The organism is Leucobacter sp. GX0328, assembly GCF_053567315.1.
Window position 1 is genome coordinate 1 of sequence record NZ_JBSGPC010000004.1, and the last position, 18,504, is coordinate 18,504.

Annotated in this window: 17 protein-coding genes and 1 pseudogene; 3 read left to right on the forward strand and 15 right to left on the reverse strand. The window is 69.5% G+C overall.

What is annotated here, in order from left to right; translation table 11 throughout:
- The first annotated feature begins 197 nt into the window (after positions 1-197).
- Both ACUYTF_RS12410 and ACUYTF_RS12415 read left to right on the forward strand, forming a co-directional pair.
- Positions 198-782, forward strand: coding sequence for a hypothetical protein (locus tag ACUYTF_RS12410; RefSeq protein WP_449279863.1), 585 nt, complete (start codon positions 198-200; stop codon positions 780-782).
- Between the two features lie 56 nt (positions 783-838).
- Entirely contained in the window at positions 839-1,510 is a 672-nt protein-coding gene (locus ACUYTF_RS12415; RefSeq protein WP_449279864.1) for a DNA-3-methyladenine glycosylase, read from the forward strand.
- On the opposite strand, the gene ACUYTF_RS12420 is transcribed toward ACUYTF_RS12415, so the two are convergent.
- From ACUYTF_RS12420 to ACUYTF_RS12490, 15 genes and pseudogenes are all read right to left on the reverse strand, one after another.
- Complete coding sequence (locus ACUYTF_RS12420) at positions 1,470-2,441, reverse strand: siderophore-interacting protein (RefSeq protein ID WP_449279865.1); 972 nt, start codon at positions 2,439-2,441, stop codon at positions 1,470-1,472. The genes ACUYTF_RS12415 and ACUYTF_RS12420 overlap by 41 nt on opposite strands.
- A 23-nt stretch (positions 2,442-2,464) precedes the next feature.
- The gene (locus ACUYTF_RS12425; protein ID WP_434143924.1) at positions 2,465-3,331 is read right to left on the reverse strand and encodes an ATP-binding cassette domain-containing protein; all 867 of its coding nucleotides are present in this window, start codon (positions 3,329-3,331) and stop codon (positions 2,465-2,467) included.
- Complete coding sequence (locus ACUYTF_RS12430; protein ID WP_449279866.1) at positions 3,328-4,395, reverse strand: FecCD family ABC transporter permease; 1,068 nt, start codon at positions 4,393-4,395, stop codon at positions 3,328-3,330. The genes ACUYTF_RS12425 and ACUYTF_RS12430 overlap by 4 nt, the downstream gene beginning before the upstream one ends.
- A complete protein-coding gene (locus ACUYTF_RS12435; RefSeq protein WP_449279867.1) occupies positions 4,392-5,402 on the reverse strand; it encodes a FecCD family ABC transporter permease in 1,011 nt (336 codons plus the stop codon). Before ACUYTF_RS12435 ends, ACUYTF_RS12430 begins: the two co-directional genes overlap by 4 nt.
- Before the next feature lie 50 nt (positions 5,403-5,452).
- Positions 5,453-6,484, reverse strand: a complete 1,032-nt coding sequence (locus ACUYTF_RS12440; protein WP_449279868.1) for an iron-siderophore ABC transporter substrate-binding protein — start codon at positions 6,482-6,484, stop codon at positions 5,453-5,455.
- Between the two features lie 189 nt (positions 6,485-6,673).
- Positions 6,674-7,609, reverse strand: a complete 936-nt coding sequence (locus ACUYTF_RS12445) for a DMT family transporter (RefSeq protein WP_449279869.1) — start codon at positions 7,607-7,609, stop codon at positions 6,674-6,676.
- Between the two features lie 5 nt (positions 7,610-7,614).
- Positions 7,615-8,538 carry a guanylate kinase gene (gene gmk, locus ACUYTF_RS12450; protein ID WP_449279870.1) on the reverse strand — a complete coding sequence of 308 codons (924 nt, stop codon included), beginning with the start codon at positions 8,536-8,538 and terminating at the stop codon, positions 7,615-7,617.
- Positions 8,539-8,564: 26 nt separating this feature from the next.
- A complete protein-coding gene (pyrF, locus tag ACUYTF_RS12455) occupies positions 8,565-9,431 on the reverse strand; it encodes an orotidine-5'-phosphate decarboxylase (protein WP_449279871.1) in 867 nt (288 codons plus the stop codon).
- On the reverse strand, positions 9,428-12,727 hold the full coding sequence (gene carB / locus ACUYTF_RS12460) for a carbamoyl-phosphate synthase large subunit (protein WP_449279872.1): 3,300 nt from the start codon (positions 12,725-12,727) through the stop codon (positions 9,428-9,430). The genes pyrF and carB overlap by 4 nt, the downstream gene beginning before the upstream one ends.
- A 6-nt stretch (positions 12,728-12,733) precedes the next feature.
- Positions 12,734-13,936, reverse strand: a complete 1,203-nt coding sequence (gene carA, locus ACUYTF_RS12465) for a glutamine-hydrolyzing carbamoyl-phosphate synthase small subunit (RefSeq protein WP_434143912.1) — start codon at positions 13,934-13,936, stop codon at positions 12,734-12,736.
- Complete coding sequence (locus tag ACUYTF_RS12470) at positions 13,933-14,487, reverse strand: PH-like domain-containing protein (protein ID WP_449279873.1); 555 nt, start codon at positions 14,485-14,487, stop codon at positions 13,933-13,935. Before ACUYTF_RS12470 ends, carA begins: the two co-directional genes overlap by 4 nt.
- The gene (locus ACUYTF_RS12475; protein WP_449279874.1) at positions 14,484-15,863 is read right to left on the reverse strand and encodes a dihydroorotase; all 1,380 of its coding nucleotides are present in this window, start codon (positions 15,861-15,863) and stop codon (positions 14,484-14,486) included. The genes ACUYTF_RS12470 and ACUYTF_RS12475 overlap by 4 nt, the downstream gene beginning before the upstream one ends.
- Positions 15,860-16,843 carry an aspartate carbamoyltransferase catalytic subunit gene (locus ACUYTF_RS12480; protein ID WP_434143907.1) on the reverse strand — a complete coding sequence of 328 codons (984 nt, stop codon included), beginning with the start codon at positions 16,841-16,843 and terminating at the stop codon, positions 15,860-15,862. The genes ACUYTF_RS12475 and ACUYTF_RS12480 overlap by 4 nt, the downstream gene beginning before the upstream one ends.
- Positions 16,840-17,397 (reverse strand): annotated as a pseudogene (pyrR, locus tag ACUYTF_RS12485) (bifunctional pyr operon transcriptional regulator/uracil phosphoribosyltransferase PyrR); the annotation flags it as partial. The pseudogene pyrR and the gene ACUYTF_RS12480, both read right to left, overlap by 4 nt.
- A gap of 225 nt (positions 17,398-17,622) precedes the next feature.
- Positions 17,623-17,817, reverse strand: a complete 195-nt coding sequence (locus ACUYTF_RS12490; RefSeq protein WP_434143905.1) for a helix-turn-helix domain-containing protein — start codon at positions 17,815-17,817, stop codon at positions 17,623-17,625.
- A gap of 167 nt (positions 17,818-17,984) precedes the next feature.
- On the opposite strand from ACUYTF_RS12490, the gene ACUYTF_RS12495 reads away from it, so the two are divergent.
- Complete coding sequence (locus tag ACUYTF_RS12495; protein WP_434143904.1) at positions 17,985-18,425, forward strand: MmpS family transport accessory protein; 441 nt, start codon at positions 17,985-17,987, stop codon at positions 18,423-18,425.
- Positions 18,426-18,504: the final 79 nt, after the last annotated feature.

Below are 18,504 nucleotides of genomic sequence, written 5' to 3' on the forward strand. Positions count from 1 at the left end.
ACCCGGGCCCTGAGGCGCGTGATCGGAGGTGGTGAACATGCTTCCATTGTCCCAGTTCCCACCGACATCCGCACCCCGAAAAATGCTTCTGATCAGGAATTGTGGATAACTCGCCCGATTCAGGCGAATCCGCCCGAAACGCCACCCTGTGGAGGAAGAAGGTCGACCTCCCGGTCGCGGGGTGCGAAGATCCCTGTATGAACACGCGAACCGGCCACCCCTCCGAAAGCGAGCAGATGCCGACGACCGTTGCGCGGGCGATGGCGATCGCGCGGGCGGCTCACGCCTCGCAGCGCGACAAGCAGCATCGCGACTACTTCGACGCGCATCTCACCCCGATCGCGCACGGCGCAGAAGCGCTCGCGACCGCGATCGACGCCGCGAACGCACCGCACCTCGTGGCGGCCGCATGGCTCCACGACGTCGTCGAAGACACCCCGTACACGCCCGATGCGCTGACCGCGCAGGGCATCCACCCGAGCGTCGTCTCCGCCGTCGATTCAGTGACGCGCCGCAACGGCGAACCGTACCCCGATCTCATCACGAGATCGTGCGCGCACCCGCTCGGGCGCCTGGTGAAGCTCGTGGACAACTCGTGGAATCTCGTCTCGAACCCCGACCTGGCCGTGATCGATCCCGAGCGCGCCCGAGCGCTCCGCGAAGAGCGGTACCTCCCCGCGCGCGCCCGTCTGCTCGCCGCAGCCGACCTGACCGAGCGCTCGCCCGCCATGCTCCGCGTACGGGATGCCCTGGTCGGCGAACGCGAGCGCCTCGCACGGTGACCCCGCACGCGAGAAGCTCAGAGCACGCCTCCCGGGCATCCTGCCAGAATGGAACCATGGACCGCGCATTCTTCATGCCCCACGCGCTCGAGGTCGCCCCGCGCCTGCTCGGTTCGGTGCTGCGACTCGACTCCGCGGAGGGGACGGTCGCGATCCGCATCACCGAGGTCGAGGCCTACCACGGCGTCGGAACCCCGGGGCCGTACGACGCGGGCTCCCATTCGAAGGATCGGCGCACCGAACGCAACGCCTCCATGTTCGGCCCGCCCGGACATGCCTACGTCTACTTCAGCTACGGCATGCACTACGCGGTGAACCTCGTCTGCTCCCCCGAGGGCACGGCATCCGGGGTGCTGCTGCGTGCCGGCGAGGTCGTCGAAGGAGCGCCGCTGGCGTTCGAACGCCGCTCGGTGAAGCGCCGCGCGACACCGGTGACGCCCCGCATGCTCGCACGCGGCCCCGGTAATCTCGCCTCCGCACTCGGCATCACGCGCACCGAGCACGACGGCCTCGACCTGTTCGCTCCCCCGTTCACGCTCATCGCACGCGACGGCGAGCCTCCCGCGGTGATGTCCGGCCCGCGCGTCGGCGTCGCGGGTGCCGCCGGCGGCCCCGAGTTCCCGTGGCGCTTCTGGCTGCCGAACGAGTCGTCCGTCTCGGCGTTCAGGCCGGGAAGAGGCGCGGTGATCAGCCCTTCATCGCGACCCCGCGACGCCAGTACCCCATGAATGCGACCTGCGCGCGCGGAATCCCGAGATCCTTCACGAGGTGCCGCCGCAGTTTCGTGACGACCGCGCTCTCGCCGGCGATCCAGAAGGCGTCGTCCGAATGCGCTGCGCCAGGCGCATCCGGCTCATCGACCGTTTCCCCGGCCCCGGAGTAGCTCGGAGTCTCCCAGAGCAGATCCTCGCTGCTCGCACTCGCGGGCCGCGAGGCGTCGGCAGCACCCGGTGAGCGCACCCGATCGGGTGCGACCCCGAGGTGTTCGAGCACCGCCGGCAGCAGACGAGAGCCGTGCGCTTCGCCCGCGCGTGCGAGCCAATGCACCGCGATGCCGACCGGGGCGTCGATCGCGAGGGCGTCGGCGCGCTCCGGCACCTCGATGAACGCCGCGCCGACCGCGTCGCGGGGCAGGTCTTCGAGTATGCTCGCGATCGCCGGGGCCGCGGTCTCATCGCCGGCGAGCAGCAGCCGCCCCGTGCGCTCGGTGTCGAATTCGATGCCGCCGCCGTCGAACCGGCCTCTGCGCGGCGCGACGAGCAGCAGTTCGTGGCCGGCTTCGGCGGCATTCGCCCATGATGAAGCAGGCCCGGTCTCGCCTTCGACCAGATGCAGCACGAAATCGACGACGAGGCGGGTCGTGCCGTCGGGCTCCACCCGCACTTCGCGGATCGAGTAGGTCCGCATCGTGCCGCGCTCGGCCTCGGGCACCGCAAGCCAGGCCGCGTACCAATCGGTCGTGTCGGGCGGCAGTACGGGCGCTCTGCCCGCGGCCGCCGGGAACACGAGTTTGATGCGCTGGTCGAATGTTCGGCCCGGATTCCCGATGCCGCGCAGGGCGTCGCCTGCGAGCACGATTCGCACGAAACTCGGTGACACGCGTTCGACCGCGTCCACGTGCACAACCGCGGCGACGAACGGCGGGGTCTTCTCGAGCATGGTCGCTCCTTCCTCTGCAGGGATCACTCGGCCGACGACCACTCGGCCGACGACATTTCGGGGCGGTACTCTCCGATCGGGATGACCAGCGGAGACGCCGAGACCGGGTCGGGGATGACTCGCGCTTCGAGGCCGAACACCTCGCGCACGAGCGCTTCGTCGAGCACGCTGCGCGGGTCTCCCGCCGCGCGTACCGAGCCGTCGCGCAGCGCGATCAGTTCGTCCGAGTAGCGCGCCGCGAGGTTGAGGTCGTGGAGCACCATGACGACCGTCGTGCCGCGATCGCGGTTGAGCGTGCGCACCAGATCCAAGATCTCGATCTGATGCGCCACATCGAGATAGGTCGTCGGTTCATCGAGCAGCAGTATCCCGGTCTGCTGCGCGAGGGCCATCGCGATCCAGACCCGCTGACGTTGTCCGCCCGACAGCTCGTCGACCGGACGGTCGACGAGGTCGCCGAGCCGCGTCGCCTCGAGCGCCGAGGCGACCGCGGCGTAGTCTGCGGCGGACCATCGGGAGAGCGCCCCCTGGTGAGGGTGCCGCCCACGGCCGACGAGGTCGGCGACGGTGATGCCCTCGGGCGCGATCGGGTGCTGCGGGAGCAGCCCGAGGCGCCGCGCCAGCGCCTTCGTCGGCAGCGCGTCGACGGCTCTTCCGTCGAGCAGTACGGAGCCGCGCGACGGTTTCAACAGGCGCGCGCACGAGCGCAGCAGCGTCGACTTGCCGCTGCCATTCGCGCCGACGATCGATGTCACGCGTCCGGCCGCGAAGGCGATGTCGAGATCGGCGAGGATCGTGCGTTCGCCGTACCCGACGCTGAGCGCCTCGGTGCGGAGCCCGGTTCGGGCTCCGGTTCGGTCGACGGCGTCTGAGGTCTTCGAGGGTGTCATGCGCGGGCCTTGCGATTCATTCGTATCAGGAGGAGGACGAGGTACGGGGCACCGACCGCGCCCGTGATGATGCCGACCGGATAGCGTTCGGCGAGGAGATGCTGCCCGATCAGATCGGCCGCGATCACGAGCAGCGCGCCGACGAGACCGGCCGCGAGCAGCGGCGACCGCGCGCTGCCGATCAGGCGCAGCGCGATCGGCCCGGCCATGAACGACACGAACATGATCGGCCCGCACGCCGACGTCGCGAAGGCGAGAAGCGCCACTGCGGTGACGAGCAGGAGCGCGCGGGTGCGCGCGACCGGAATGCCGAGTGCGGTCGCGGCGCTCGGCCCGAGACGGAGCACCTCGAGTCGCGCGGCCTGCAGCAGCAGGATCGGCACGAGCACGGCGACAGCACCGGCGAGCGGCAGGACGCGCTCCCAGGCCGCGCCGTTGATGCTTCCGCTCAGCCACTGCATCGCCCGTTGCATATCCCACTCGGCCGAACGCGCGACGAGGTACGAGGTCGTGCTCTGCAGCATCGCGGCGAGGCCGACGCCGATCAGTATGAACCGCGTACCAGCGAAGCCGCCGACGCCGGATACGGATGCCGCCTCGCGCCCGCCGAATCCGGAGACCGAGAAGATGACGGCCGCCGTGACGAGAGCACCGATGAGCGCGACGATCGCGGTGGCCGTGTCGTTCCATCCGAGTACGAGGATCGCGAGTACGGCGGCGGTGCCGGCGCCGGCGCTGATGCCGAGGACGTCGGGCGACGCCAGCGGGTTGCCGAGCATGCCCTGGAACGCTGCACCCGCCATGCCGAGCGCGAAACCGCCGAGCACCGCGAGCACTGCTCGGGGAAGCCGGAGCTCGAGCACGGTGAACGAAGCTCCGGGAACGGGCTCGCCGCTCAGCACCTCGACGAGCTCGGCCGGGCCGGTGAAGGTGCGCCCGAGCATCAGATCCGCTGCGAAGCAGAGCACGAGACCCGCGACAACGAACGCGATGCGGAGAGCATGACGGCGTCCATCGCGGCGCCGCACCGCGGCGAGATCCGCCAGAGCGACCGCGATGCTCATAGCGCGCTCACCCGCCCGCGTCGCACGATCCAGATCAGGAACGGGGCGCCGATGAAGGCGGTAATGATGCCGACCTCGATCTCCTCGGGACGGGCGATGACGCGCCCCAGCACATCGGCGCCGACGAGCAGGCACGCGCCCGCCGCCGCCGAGAACGCGAGCAGCCAGCGATGATCCGGCCCCGACAGCGTGCGGCACACGTGGGGCACCACCAGCCCGACGAAGGCGATGGGCCCGGCGACGGCGGTCGCGGCGCCGCAGAGCACCACGGCCCCGAGCGCCGCGACGAGGCGGGTGCGCCCGACCCGTTCGCCGAGCCCGCTGGCGAGGTCGTCTCCGAGGGCGAGCGAGTTCATGCCGCGCGCGAGCGCCGCGCAGACGATGGCGCCGGTGCAGATGAGCGGCAGCGCGAGCGCGACGCTCGACCAGCTCGCACCGCCGATGCTCCCGACGCGCCAGAACTGGAACGTGCGCAGCAGATCGACGCGCGGCAGCATGATCGCGGTCGTCAACGACATGAATGCCGCGGCGCATGCCGCCCCGGCGAGTGCGAGCTTCAACGGATCGGCGGCGCCGCCGATCGCGCCGATGGCGTAGACGAGGGCTGCGGCAGCGGCCGCTCCGGTGATCGCGATGAGCATGAGCGAGAACGGCCGATGCGCGCCGAAGAACGTGATCGCGGCGATGACCGCCAGAGTGGCGCCGCCCGAGATGCCGAGGATGCCGGGTTCGGCGAGCGGATTGCGCGTCACGGCCTGCATCGCGACACCGGAGATGGCGAGCGCCGCGCCGACGATCGCTGCGAGCACGGTGCGCGGGATGCGCTTCGCGACCGCGGCCTCGCCGAAGGAGCCCGCGTCGCCCCGCAGGCCGCCGAAGATCTCGCCGAGGTCGACGCCGCGCGCTCCGAAGGCGACGGATGCGATGCACAGCGCGAGAAGCAGCACGAGCAGCAGGGCGAACCAGGCGCTTCGGTGCAGCGCGCTCCGCTGCAGGGCATGCGACACGGACGGCGCGCTCCCACGGGAGGAACGCGCCGTACCGGCGTCGGCGAGCGTCACGCGCCGCTCTCGGCGGCGGCCTGCGCGAGCACCGCGAAGTACTCCCCGATGCCCCATCCGATCGAGAGCGGTGACGGGTTGGCGGAAGCGGCGAGCGGGGTGTCGTCTTCGAGGATCGCAATGCGCCCCTGCGCTACGGCAGGAATCTGCGAGATCAGCGGGTCGGCCTGGAGCTGCTCGACCAGATCGCCGTCGGCATCTCCGTAGGTGACGAACACATCGACGTCCGAGAAGCGGTCGGCGAGATCGGAGCTGTATTCGATGTAGAACTCGTCGGTGCCGGCCGTCTCCCGTTCGACGGCGTCCGGCTGCGGCAGACCGAGATCCGCGAGGAATCCGGGGCGCGTGTCGTGCACCGTGTAGAAGCCGATCTTCGAGAGATCCGATGGGTTCATGAATGCGAAGAGCGCCTTCGTGCCCGAGAGCTCGGTATGCTCGGCGAGCGCCTGCTCGGTCGTCGAGCGCAGCTCCGCCGTCAGCGCGGCGCCCTCGTCGGCGAGCCCGAGAGCCTCGGAGTTCAGCGCGATCATGTCTTCGAGGCTGGTGGCCCACGGAGTCTCGGGATACGCGACGACCGGGGCGATCTTCGACAGGGTCTCGTACTCCTCCGACGACAGGCCGGAGTAGGCGGCGAGGATCACATCCGGTTCGGTCTCGGCCACGGCCTCGAAGTCGATGCCATCCGTTTCGTCGAAGAGCACCGGCGTCTCGGCGCCGAGCTCGTCGAGCTTCTGTTCGACCCAGGGCAGCACGCCGTCGCCGTCGTCATCGCCCCAGGTCGCCTTGCTCATGCCCACGGGCACGATGCCGAGTGCGAGCGGCACTTCGTGATTCGACCAGGCGACCGTCGCGACGCGTTCGGGCTTCTGCGAGATCGTGGTCGAGCCGAGGGCGTGCTCGATCGTGATGGGGAACCCGGCCCCGCCGTCGCCGCCCGCCGGCTCGGCCGCCCCGGTCGATGAGCATGCGGAGGCGGCAAGCAGCGCGGCGGCCGCGATAACGGCGCCGCAGAGTCGTGAGAAACGCAATTCGTGATCCTTTCGAGAGCAGCCGCGGTGCGGCACGCGCACATGCGACACTTCATCACATGAGACTTAGGCACACCTAAGTTATCATCAGATGAATGGTCGAATGCAAGTGCCGCGCTTCGAGGCACCACGAAATCACCAACGGTCGCGACCCCGAACAGCGGGTTGCGAAGCGTGCGGCAGCCCTCGTCAGGCCGCTTCCGGAGCCGATCGATCGTCGAGGACGGTCTGGCCGGATTGCGGGTGGAACTTCGCGAGGCCGAGCACGCCGATCACCGCGATCGCGCCCGAGACGATGAATACCGCATATGCCCACGTCGGCGCGTATGCCGCCTCGTGCAGCACGATGATGCCGATCAGCACCGCCACGATGGGATCGATGACGGTCAGCCCCGCCACGACGAGGTCGGGAGGGCCCGAAGAGTAGGCGTTCTGCACGAACACCATGCCGAGCAGCGCCCCGACGACGAGTGCGAGCACGCACAGCCAGGTCAGCCACTCGATGTCGTGCTGCTGGAAACGGCCGATCACGGATTTCGCGAACGTCGCGACGAAGCCGTAGAGCACGCCCGCGCCGACGATGTAGATGAGCGCGATACCGCGATGCCGGAACAGGACGAACAGGAGGAGCGCGGCGAAGAGCACGATGGCGAACACGATCAGGATGGTGATGAGCTTCGCATCGGTCACCGGGCGATCCGAAGCCGTGAACGCGGCGACGCTGACGAAGACGACGATGCCGACCACCGCGAGCGAGATCGAGGCGCGTACGCGTTTGCCGAGGCGCACCCCGCTGATGCGGGAGTTCAGCACCGAGGTGATGACGAGCCCGACGACGCCGATCGGCTGCACGATGATGAGCGGCGACAGGGAGAGCGAACCGACCTGGAAGACAACGGCGAGACCGAGCAGCAGCGTGCCGATCACCCACGACGGGCGCCGCAGCATGCTCTTCAGGTGCCGCAGGGACAGCCCCGATCCGGCGCTGCGCCCGAGGAGGCGCTCGACCTTGTTGAGGCCGCGGGATTGGTACTGCGCCCCGAACGCGAGCAGCGCCGCACCGAGCAGCGCGAGCGGGATGCCGAGGAACTGCTGCGGGTTCAGCAGCTGCACGGACTCTGGCACGGCGATCAGCCGCCCTCGGGCCGTTCACCTCGCATGAGCGCGACGAGACGCGCCGCAGCGCGGGGAACCTCGTCGTTGACGATGATCTCGTCGAACTCCGACGCGGATGCGAGTTCGACCTTGGCGGTCTCGAGGCGGCGTGCGCGCTCCTCCGCCCCCTCGGTGCCGCGGCCGACGAGTCTCGACACGAGTTCGTCCCAGCTCGGCGGGGCGAGGAAGACGAGCCGCGCCTCGGGCATGCTCGCGCGGACCTGGCGCGCGCCCTGCAGGTCGATCTCGAGCAGCATCGGCTCGCCGCGCTCGGCGGCCTCGACGACCGGCCCGCGCGGAGTGCCATAGCGGAACTTGTTGTGCACGGTCGCCCACTCGAGCAGGTCGCCGCTCGCGAGCATGCGATCGAACCCCTCGTCGTCGACGAAGAAGTAGTGCTCGCCCTCGTGCTCGCCCGTGCGGGGGGCCCGGGTCGTCGCGGAGACCGAGAGGCGGACCTCGGGGTAGTGCTCGCGGATGTACGCCGCGACCGTGCCCTTGCCCACCGCGGTCGGGCCCGCGAGCACAGTCAGCGGCGGCCGCTCCCCCGACTCCGGGGCGCCGATGCGATCGCGCACGAAGGCTTCGAGCCGCTGTCGCTGGAGCTTGCCGAGCCCGCCGAGCCGCTTGCGATCGGATATCTCGAGCTTCTGCCTGATGCGTTCGGCCTTCACACTGCCGATGGCCGGGAACGAGAGCAGGTAGTCGGTGATGCGGAGGGTGGCCGCGGTATCACCGGGCACCAGCGACTGTTCGAGCACGCGCAGGGGCGAGACTTCACCGCCGCGCAGTCGCCGTTTGAGTTCGGCGCGCGCCCTGCGCGCCTCGACCGCCGCACGGTTCGCGGCGACCCGGTCGACGTCGGGCATGCCCTGCGCGGCCCCCTGCTTGCTGCTCATACGTATTGGCCTCCCAGCCGCCTGACCTAGTTCTCGAGCGCGATCGCCTCAGCGATCGCTGCTGCGCGGGAACGAATCCTGCCGGAGAGCCCCTCGGGCCCCCCGACGAGTATGCTGCGCGACTCGTTCGCGAGTACTGCGTCTCCGATCGTACCGAAGATACTCGCGGCATCCTCGATGCGCGCGCCCTGATGGCCGAATCCCGGTGCGAGCACCGGCAGCGCCGGGCCCGTACGGGGACGGGCGGTGTCGATCCCGAACTCCGGGAGCCGCAGCGTCGCCCCGAGCACGACTCCGATCGAGCCGACGGCCGCATCGGGATGCGCATCGGCGTTCCAGGCGTCGGCATCGTCCACGATCGCCGCTGCGACGGTACTGCCGTCGGCGCGCAGTGCGAGCTGGGTCCCACGTGCCTCCGGGTTCGACGTCGCGGCCAGCACGAAGAGGCCCTTGCCGTGCTCGCGCACGTACGGGAAGGCGCCGGCGAGCGTTCGGAACCCCATATAGGGCGCCGCGGTCAATGCGTCGGCCTCGAGCGGCGAGCCGGGCGAGAGCCACGCCTCCGCATACGCCGCGAACGTCGAGCCGATGTCGCCGCGCTTCGCATCGGCGACGACCATCAGCCCGGCATCCCGCGCATCCGCGAGCACGCGCTCGAGCGCCGCGAAGCCCTGCGAACCGAATCGCTCGAAGAACGACACCTGCGGCTTCACGCAGGCGGCGACCCCGGCTGCGGCCGCGACGACGTCGCGCCCCATGCGCTCGGCCCCGGCCGCGTCGGCCGAGAGGCCCCAGCTGTCGAGCAGCGGCGTATGGGGATCGATGCCGGCGCAGAGGTGCCGGCTCGCCGCGAATTCCGCGGCGAGCCGGTCGCCGAAGGAGGCCCGGCTCATGCCGAGGCCGCCTCCGCGCTCGCCGCGTCGCGGTCGAGCTGGTACTCCTGCAGCGACTTCACGTCGAAGCCGACCTTCTGCGCCGAGATCGCGCCGACCGCCGCCGAGAGCTCGGAGACCGTCGTGAAGATGGGCTTGTCGGCCGCGACCGATGCGGCGCGGATCTCGTACCCGTCGGCGCGGGCCGAGGAGCCCGACGGCGTGTTCACGACCATGTCGACCTCGCCGCGGTTGATCAGGTCGACGATGGTGTCACCCTCCGCCTGCGCCGAGTGCTTGCGCACCGTCTCGGAGTCGATGCCGTTGCGCGCCAGCACGACCTGGGTGCCCTGAGTGGCGAGGATGCGGTATCCGAGCTCCTGCAGGCGCAGCGCCGGCAGCACGATCGAGCGCTTATCGCGGTCGGCGACCGAGAGGAACACCGTGCCCGAGGTCGGCAGCTCGCTACCGGCCGCCGACTGGCTCTTCGCGAATGCGGTCGGGAAGTCGCGATCCATGCCCATGACCTCGCCGGTCGAACGCATTTCTGGCCCGAGCAAGGAATCGACCACGCGGCCGTCGTGCGTGTGGAAGCGCTTGAACGGCAGCACGGCCTCCTTCACGGCGATCGGGGCGTCGATGGCGACGCGCGAACCGTCGCGCTCGGGCAGGATGCCCGCATCGATGAGCTGCTGGATGCTCTCGCCGGCCATGATGCGGGATGCGGCCTTCGCGAGCGGGATGCCGAGCGCCTTCGACACGAACGGCACGGTGCGGCTCGCACGCGGGTTCGCCTCGAGCACGTAGAGCACGCCCTGCGCGATCGCGAACTGCACGTTGAGCAGACCCCGCACGCCGATGCCCTCGGCGATGCCGAGAGTGGCCTCGCGCACACGGCCGATCTCGGCGTGGCCGAGCGTGACGGGCGGCAGCGTGCAGCTCGAGTCGCCCGAGTGCACGCCCGCCTCTTCGATGTGCTCCATCACGCCGCCGACGTAGAGCTGCTCGCCGTCGTAGAGCGCGTCGACGTCGATCTCGATCGCGTCGTCGAGGAAGCGGTCGATGAGCAGCGGGTGGCCGGGGCCGACCAGCGCATGACCGGCGATGCGCTCGAAGTAGCCGTGCAGCGACTCGGTGTCGTAGACGATCTCCATACCGCGGCCGCCGAGCACGAACGACGGGCGCACGAGCACCGGGTAGCCAATCTCCTCGGCGACGCGGATGGCGCCCTCCTCGTCGATCGCGGTGCCGCTGCGCGGAGCGAGGATGCCCGCGCGGTCGAGGATCTCGGCGAAGGCGCCGCGCTCCTCGGCGAGATCGATCGCCTCGGGGGTCGTGCCCAGGATCGGGATGCCCGCATCCTTCAACGGCTGCGCGAGGCCGAGGGCCGTCTGGCCGCCGAGCTGCACGACGACGCCGACGACCTCGCCCGATGCCTGTTCCGCGTGGATGACCTCGAGCACGTCCTCGAGCGTGAGCGGCTCGAAGTAGAGGCGATCGCTCGTGTCGTAGTCGGTCGACACGGTCTCGGGGTTGCAATTGATCATTACGGTCTCGTAGCCCGCCTCGCTCAGCGCGAAGGAGGCGTGCACGCACGAGTAGTCGAACTCGACGCCCTGACCGATGCGGTTCGGGCCCGAACCGAGGATGACGATCTTCTTGCGGTCCGAGGGTTCGACCTCGGTCTCCTGGTCGTACGAGGAGTAGTGGTAAGGCGTGAGCGCCGGGAACTCGCCGGCGCAGGTATCGACGGTCTTGAAGACCGGGCGCAGTCCGAGACCGTGGCGGAGCCCGCGGATCTCGGACTCGCTGACGCCGCGCAGCTGCGCGATCTGCGCATCCGAGAAGCCGTGGTCCTTCGCCTCGTACAGCGCGTCGTAGCTAAGCTGCGACGCCGCTACGATGCGCTCGGCGACCTCGTTGATGAGCACGATCTGGTCGACGAACCAGGGATCGATGGCGGTCGCCTCGAAGATCTGCTCGATGGTCGCGCCGAGGCGCAGGGCCTGCTGGATGTCGACGATGCGGCCGTCGGTCGGGCGGCGCATCGACTCGAGCAGCTCCTCGACCGTGCGGGTCTCGGTGCCCCAGTGGAACGAGGTGCCGCGCTTCTCGAGCGAACGCAACGACTTCTGCAGCGCGGTGGTGAAGTTGCGGCCGATCGCCATCGCCTCGCCGACCGACTTCATGGTCGTGGTGAGCGTGTCGTCGGCGGCCGGGAACTTCTCGAACGCGAAGCGGGGCGTCTTCACGACGACGTAGTCGATCGCGGGCTCGAAGCTCGCCGGCGTCTTCTGCGTGATGTCGTTCGGGATCTCGTCGAGACGGTAGCCCAGGGCGAGCTTCGCGGCGATCTTCGCGATCGGGAAGCCGGTGGCCTTCGAGGCGAGCGCCGACGAGCGCGAGACGCGGGGGTTCATCTCGATCACGATGACGCGGCCGGTCTTCGGGTCGATCGCGAACTGGATGTTGCAGCCGCCGGTATCGACGCCGACCGAGCGGATGATGTCGATCGAGATGTCGCGCAGCTTCTGGTACTCGCGGTCGGTGAGCGTGAGCGCCGGCGCGACGGTGATCGAGTCGCCGGTGTGCACGCCGACGGCGTCGACGTTCTCGATCGAGCAGACGACGACCGAGTTGTCGGCCTGGTCGCGCATGAGCTCGAGCTCGTATTCCTTCCATCCGAGGATCGATTCCTCGAGCAGCACTTCGGTCGTGGTGCTGTAGTGGAGGCCGTCGCGCACGATGCGGACGAGCTCCTCTTCCGTGTAGGCGAAGCCCGAGCCGAGGCCGCCCATGGTGAATGACGGGCGCACGACGAGCGGGTAGCCGAGATCCTTGGCGTATTCGATCGCGTCCTCGACCGTGTTGGCGATGTACGACTTCGCGACGTCGGCGCCGCTCTCGATCACGAGGTCCTTGAAGATCTGACGATCCTCACCGCGCTGGATGGCCTCGGGACGGGCGCCGATGAGCTCGACGTCGTACTTCTCGAGGATGCCCTGCTCGTGCAGCGCCATGGCCGCGTTGAGCGCGGTCTGGCCGCCGAGCGTCGGCAGGATAGCGTCGGGCTTCTCCTTCGCGATGATGGTCTCGATCACCTCGGGGGTGATCGGCTCGACGTAGGTGGCGTCGGCGAAGTCGGGGTCGGTCATGATCGTCGCGGGATTCGAGTTCACGAGGATGACGCGCACGCCCTCCTCGCGGAGCACGCGGCAGGCCTGCGTGCCCGAGTAGTCGAATTCGCACGCCTGGCCGATGACGATCGGCCCGGAGCCGATGACCAGGACGGAGTTGATGTCTGAACGCTTGGGCATAGTGGGTTAGGCCTCCGAGCCGGTGGTGGCGGTAGCGCGGGCCTTGACCAGCTCGCGGAAACGATCGAACAGGTAGAAGGCGTCGTGCGGGCCCGCCGCCGCCTCGGGGTGGAACTGCACCGAGAAGGCCGGGATGTCGAGGCACTCGAGCCCCTCCACGACCTCGTCGTTCAGGCTGTAGTGGCTGACTTGCACGCGCCCGAAGCCCTCGGGCGAATCGGTCTCGCCGTCGATCGGCAGCGAGACGGCGAAGCCGTGGTTCTGCGCGGTGATCTCGACGCGGCCCGAGCGCTTGTCGAGCACCGGCTGGTTGATGCCGCGGTGGCCGAAGGGCAGCTTGTAGGTGTCGAAGCCGAGGGCCCGACCGAGCAGCTGGTTGCCGAAGCAGATGCCGAAGTAGGGCATCCCGTCGCGCAGCAGCTGGCGCAGCAGGGCGACCTGCGCGTCGCTCGCCGCGGGGTCGCCGGGGCCGTTCGAGTAGAAGAGCGCGTCGGGGGCGAGCGCCCGCAGTTCATCGAGCGTCGTCGAGGCGGGCAGCACCGTGACGTCGAAGCCGTGCTCCGAGAGGTACTGCACGGTCGCGCGCTTGATGCCGAGATCGAGCACCGCGATCGACCCGATGCGCTCCGTGTTCTCGGCGGCGGCGACTGCGTAGGCCTCGGGGGTCGTGACCGCGTCCGAGAGGTTCTTACCCGCCATGCCGGCCTGCTCGATGACGAGGCGCAGCTGCTCCTCCTCCGGCAGGTCGAGGTCGGCGCCCGAGAAGATGCCGGCGCGCATCGCGCCGGCCGAGCGGATGTGGCGGGTGATCGCACGCGTGTCGACGCCCGAGATGCCTACGACGTCGTCGGCCACGAGGTCTTCGTCGAGCGAGCGCTCGGCGCGGAAGTTCGAGACGCGGCGGGCGGGGTCTCGCACGACGAAGCCCGAGACCCAGATCTTGCGCGACTCCTTGTCGGTGTCGTTCACGCCGGTGTTGCCGATGTGCGGCGCCGTCATGAGCACGATCTGCCCCGCGTACGAGGGGTCGGTGAGCGTCTCCTGGTAGCCGGTCATGCCCGTCGAGAACACGACCTCGCCCAGGGTGCGCCCGGTGGCGCCGTAGGCGCGGCCTCGGTAGCGTGCGCCGTCCTCGAAGACCAGAACCGCTGCACCCTCGGGGCGTGCGGAAGCCGGCGGTACCGTCACTTCAGTGGTGTTCGTGGTCACGCATCCTCCTGGGTCGTGTGATGGGGTGTGGTGGGATCATGGGGTTCGGCGAGCTCGGCGACCGCGGTCGCGAATCTCAGCTGCTCGGCCGGGTCGTTGAAGCGGAAGCTCGATTCGACGTCGCGCGCCTCCGCGCCGGGGGTCGATGCGGAGGCCCCGGTACGCCAGCGCAGCAGCGAGAGCCCGTCGCGTTCGACGGCCTTGCCGATGCGTGCGTTCGTGGTGCCGCTGCCGATGATGCGCGCGGCCGCGATGCCGACCGGGTGCTCGCCGGTCACGGAGATGACGACGCCGTCGCGGTGCACTTCGACGTCGGCATCGCCCTTGTAGCGCAGGCCCGGCAGCGCGATGCGTTCGAGGGGCGCGTCGGCGAGGGTCGTGGAGACGTAGCCGGCACCCGGGAAGGTCGCGATGAGCTCGCCTGCCAGGACCGGGGCCTCGTCGAGCAGCGCGGCGTCGCGACGGGCGCGGGCGCGCCAGGCGAACCACATGCCGCCGAGCGCCGGGATGGCGAGCGCGCCGAAGACGAGGGCGAGCGCGTACGTGTTCATCGTGCCGCCGCCGCGTTCGCCGCGACCGCATCGCGCTCGACCAGGCGACCGTCGTCGAGGGTGAGGTACCCGTGGCGCACCGTGTACGCGACGCGTCCCGGCAGTTCCATGCCGAGGAACGGCGAGTTCACGCTGAGGCCCTCGAGGCGAGACAGGTCGAATTCGCTCGCGCCGCTCGGGTCGACGAGCGCGATATCGGCGACCTCGCCGACGGTGAGCGCGGTGGGGTGGTCCGCGAGGCGGCCGATCTCGGCCGGCTTCTGCGAGAGCAGCGTTTCGAGCGCCGCCCAGCTCACGTGCCCCTCATTCACGAGCGTGAGCATCGCGATGGGCAGGGCCGATTCGAGACCGACCATGCCGAACGCGGCGGCATCCCACTCGCATTCCTTGGCCTCGGTCGGGTGCGGCGCGTGGTCGGTGGCGATGATATCGATGAGGCCTTCGGCGACTGCGGCGCGCAGTGCCCGTACATCCTCCTCGCGCCGCAGCGGCGGGTTGACCTTGTACCGCGCGTCGTAGCTGCGCACGAGCTCCTCGGTCAGGATGAGGTGATGGGGCGTGACCTCGGCGGTGACCGCGATGCCGCGGGCCTTCGCCCAGCGGATCACCTCGATCGACCCCGCGGTCGAGAGGTGGCAGATGTGCAGGCGCGCCCCGATGTGCTCGGCGAGCAGCACGTCGCGCGCGATGATCGACTCCTCGGCGACGGCGGGCCAGCCCTTGAGGCCGAGTTCGCTGGACAGGGATCCCTCGTTCATCTGCGCGCCCTCGGTCAGACGCGGATCCTGCGCATGCTGCGCGATGACGCCGTCGAAGGTCTTGACGTACTCGAGCGCTCGGCGCATGAGCAGCGGGTCGTGCACGCACTTGCCGTCATCGGAAAACACGCGGACACCCGCGCGCGACTGCGCCATGGCGCCGATCTCGCTGAGCCGCTCTCCCGCGAGGTCTTCGGTGACCGCGCCGATCGGGCGCACCGTCGCGTAGCCCGCGGCATCGCCGAGGGCCTGCACCTGCTCGACGACACCAGCCGTATCCTGCACCGGCATCGTGTTCGCCATGGCGAAGACGCTCGTGAACCCGCCGGCGGCGGCGGCGCGGGTGCCGGTGAGCACCGTCTCGGACTGCTCGAAGCCCGGCTCGCGCAGGTGGGTGTGCAGGTCGACGAGTCCGGTCAGCGCGACGAGGCCGTCGGCGTCGATGACGCGCTCGTCGTCGCGCGCCTCGAGGCCGCCCTCAGACTGCGCGACGCGCTCGACGATGCGCCCCTCTGAGATGCGCAGGTCGACCGGGCCGGCGGTCGAGATATCGGCTCCGGGGGCGGTGAGCTCCGCCGCGATGCGCGCTCCGCGGATCAGGATGTCGGGGTTGCTCATGGAGTCCTCCTCGGGTCGGTCGGCGCTGCAGGGTCGGGGCGTTCGCCGGAGAGCAGCAGGTAGAGCGCGGCCATGCGCACGGAAACGCCGTTCGCGACCTGCTCGAGCACGGTCGACCGAGCGGAGTCGGCGGCCTTCGACGAGATCTCGAGGCCGCGGTTCATCGGGCCGGGGTGCATGACGATGGCGCGCTCCTCGAGCCCCGCGAGGCGCAGGTCGTCGAGGCCCCAGTTGCGGGCGTACTCGCGCTCGTTCGGGAAGAACGCGGCGTGCATGCGCTCGGTCTGGATGCGCAGCAGCATGACCACGTCGGGCTTCTCCTCGCGCAGCGCGGCGTCGAGCGAGTGGTGGATCTTCACGGGCCAGGCGCGCGCGCCGTACGGGAGCAGGGTCTCGGGGGCGACGAACGAGACGTTCGCGCCGAGCGCGTTCAGCAGCCAGAGGTTCGAGCGGGCGACGCGCGAGTGGGCGATGTCGCCGACGATGACGACCGAGACGCCGTCGAGATCGCGACCGCGGCTCTGCCCGCCGAAGAGCCGGCGGCGCATCGTGAACGCGTCGAGCAGGGCCTGCGTCGGGTGCTCGTGGGTGCCGTCGCCGGCGTTCAGCACGCCCGCATCGATCCAGCCACTGCGAGCGAGGCGGTCGGGCGCTCCCGATGCCGGGTGGCGGATGACGACGCCATCGGCGCCGATAGCCTGCAGGGTCTGAGCGGTGTCCTTCAGCGACTCGCCCTTCGAGACCGATGATCCCTTCGCGCTGAAGTTGATGACATCGGCCGAGAGCCGCTTGGCGGCCGCCTCGAACGAGATGCGCGTACGCGTCGAATCCTCGAAGAAAAGGTTCACCACGGTCTTGCCGCGCAGTGCGGGCAGCTTCTTCACGTCGCGCTGCTGCGTGGCGGCCATGTCCTCGGCGGTGTCGAGGATGAGGATGGCCTCGTCGCGGGTGAGGGTGCGGGTGTCGAGCAGGTGCCTCATGCGTCGTCGCCCTCGTTCCCCGAGCCGATGGTCACGGAATCATCGCCGTCGAACTCCTCGAGGCGCACCGAGATGCGCTCGTGCTTCGCGCTCGGGAGGTTCTTGCCGATGTAGTCGGCGCGGATGGGCAGCTCGCGATGCCCGCGGTCGATGAGCGACGCGAGGCGCACGGCGCGCGGGCGGCCGTGGTCGTTCAGGGCATCGAGCGCGGCGCGCACGGTGCGACCGGAGTAGAGCACGTCGTCGACGAGCACGACGGTGGCGTCATCGATGCCCGCGACCGGCATATCGGTCGGCTGCGGCGCCCGCGTCGGGTTCGTCGCGAGATCGTCGCGGTACATGGTGACGTCGAGGCTGCCGACCGGCACGTCCACGCCCTCGATGCGGGCGATGTGGGCGGCGATGCGGTGCGCGAGCAGCGTGCCGCGGGTCGGAATGCCGACCAGCACGAGGTCGTCCACGCCCTTGTTGGCCTCGATGATTTCGTGCGAGATTCGAGTCAGCGCCCGCGAGATCTCGGCACCGTCGAGTACCGTTCGCGTTCCCATATTCGAGCCCCCCTTCTCCGCCTCACGGGACGGGAGTTAAAGAAAAGCTGCAACTCTGCCATCTTAGCGCACGCACGGCGGTATTCCCGCCGAGTGCGGGCTCGAGTTCGTCGACCCGAGTGCCCCGGGCCCCTGCGCTGCCGCGCCGTGGAGCCCCAGGCACCACTCCAGCCCTTCCTATGGTGCACGCGGCTCCACGGTTCCCGGGAACGGCAGAGGGATCGACGTGTTTCACTCGCCCCAGACGGGCGCGAGCAGCTCATCGAGACCGATCCCGAGCGCCTTCGAGAGCTTCAGCCAGGTTTTGAGGTCGCCGAAGTACTTGCCCGAACCGAGGTTCAGGATCGTCTGCCGACTGACCCCGGAGGCCTCGGACAGTTGCTCGATCGTCAGCCCCTCGCGCACGCGCGCTCGCCCGATGATCACCTTGAGTTGAGTCAAATCGGGGCTCGGGGGGATTGGCACCCCTCAAGTCCACAGAGTTTGTCACTCGGTCACAGCACAGGATACTGTGTGAAAAGCACAGGTTCTTGTACTGCGTGCTGAAACATTCTGCCCGTCGTCACCCACCAGTTCGAAGGAATGCACCCATCATGAAGAAGACGATTACTGCGCTGGCGCTGTCCGCGATGATCGCGCTCGGCCTCGCCGCCTGCTCGAACGGCGCGGCTCCAGCCGAGCCCGCCCCCGAGCCGGCGCAGACCGAGGAGACGCCCGCGCCCGCCGAACAGGAGAAGCAGAGCACGGTGCTCTACGAGGTGACCAGCGACGCTGCGACCGCGAGCTCGATCACCTACATGACTCTCGATGACGGCGGAACCGGCCAGGAGATGGCCACCGACGCCGCGGTTCCCTTCTCGAAGGAGATATCCGTGACCCAGGGCGGAACGTTCAACCCGCAGATGTTCACGCTCAGCGCGATGGCGTCACAGGATGCGACGACGATCACCTGCAAGATCACGCACGACGGTGAGGTCATCGCGGAGCAGACCTCGACCGGCCCGCTCAGCATGGTGACCTGCTCGAAGATGTAGGCGGCCGCGGCAATACCGCTTGCGGAGCGCCGCATCCGATGCGACGCCGAGGCCCCCGGGCTCGTCTCAGGACAAGTCC

Coding starts and splice junctions, on each gene's coding strand:
- ACUYTF_RS12410 (WP_449279863.1), top strand. CDS start 198: ATGAACACGCGAACCGGCCACCCCTCCGAAAGCGAGCAGATGCCGACG.
- ACUYTF_RS12415 (WP_449279864.1), top strand. CDS start 839: ATGGACCGCGCATTCTTCATGCCCCACGCGCTCGAGGTCGCCCCGCGC.
- ACUYTF_RS12420 (WP_449279865.1), bottom strand. CDS start 2,441: ATGCTCGAGAAGACCCCGCCGTTCGTCGCCGCGGTTGTGCACGTGGAC.
- ACUYTF_RS12425 (WP_434143924.1), bottom strand. CDS start 3,331: ATGACACCCTCGAAGACCTCAGACGCCGTCGACCGAACCGGAGCCCGA.
- ACUYTF_RS12430 (WP_449279866.1), bottom strand. CDS start 4,395: ATGAGCATCGCGGTCGCTCTGGCGGATCTCGCCGCGGTGCGGCGCCGC.
- gmk (WP_449279870.1), bottom strand. CDS start 8,538: ATGAGCAGCAAGCAGGGGGCCGCGCAGGGCATGCCCGACGTCGACCGG.
- pyrF (WP_449279871.1), bottom strand. CDS start 9,431: ATGAGCCGGGCCTCCTTCGGCGACCGGCTCGCCGCGGAATTCGCGGCG.
- carB (WP_449279872.1), bottom strand. CDS start 12,727: ATGCCCAAGCGTTCAGACATCAACTCCGTCCTGGTCATCGGCTCCGGG.
- ACUYTF_RS12470 (WP_449279873.1), bottom strand. CDS start 14,487: ATGAACACGTACGCGCTCGCCCTCGTCTTCGGCGCGCTCGCCATCCCG.
- ACUYTF_RS12475 (WP_449279874.1), bottom strand. CDS start 15,863: ATGAGCAACCCCGACATCCTGATCCGCGGAGCGCGCATCGCGGCGGAG.
- ACUYTF_RS12480 (WP_434143907.1), bottom strand. CDS start 16,843: ATGAGGCACCTGCTCGACACCCGCACCCTCACCCGCGACGAGGCCATC.
- ACUYTF_RS12495 (WP_434143904.1), top strand. CDS start 17,985: ATGAAGAAGACGATTACTGCGCTGGCGCTGTCCGCGATGATCGCGCTC.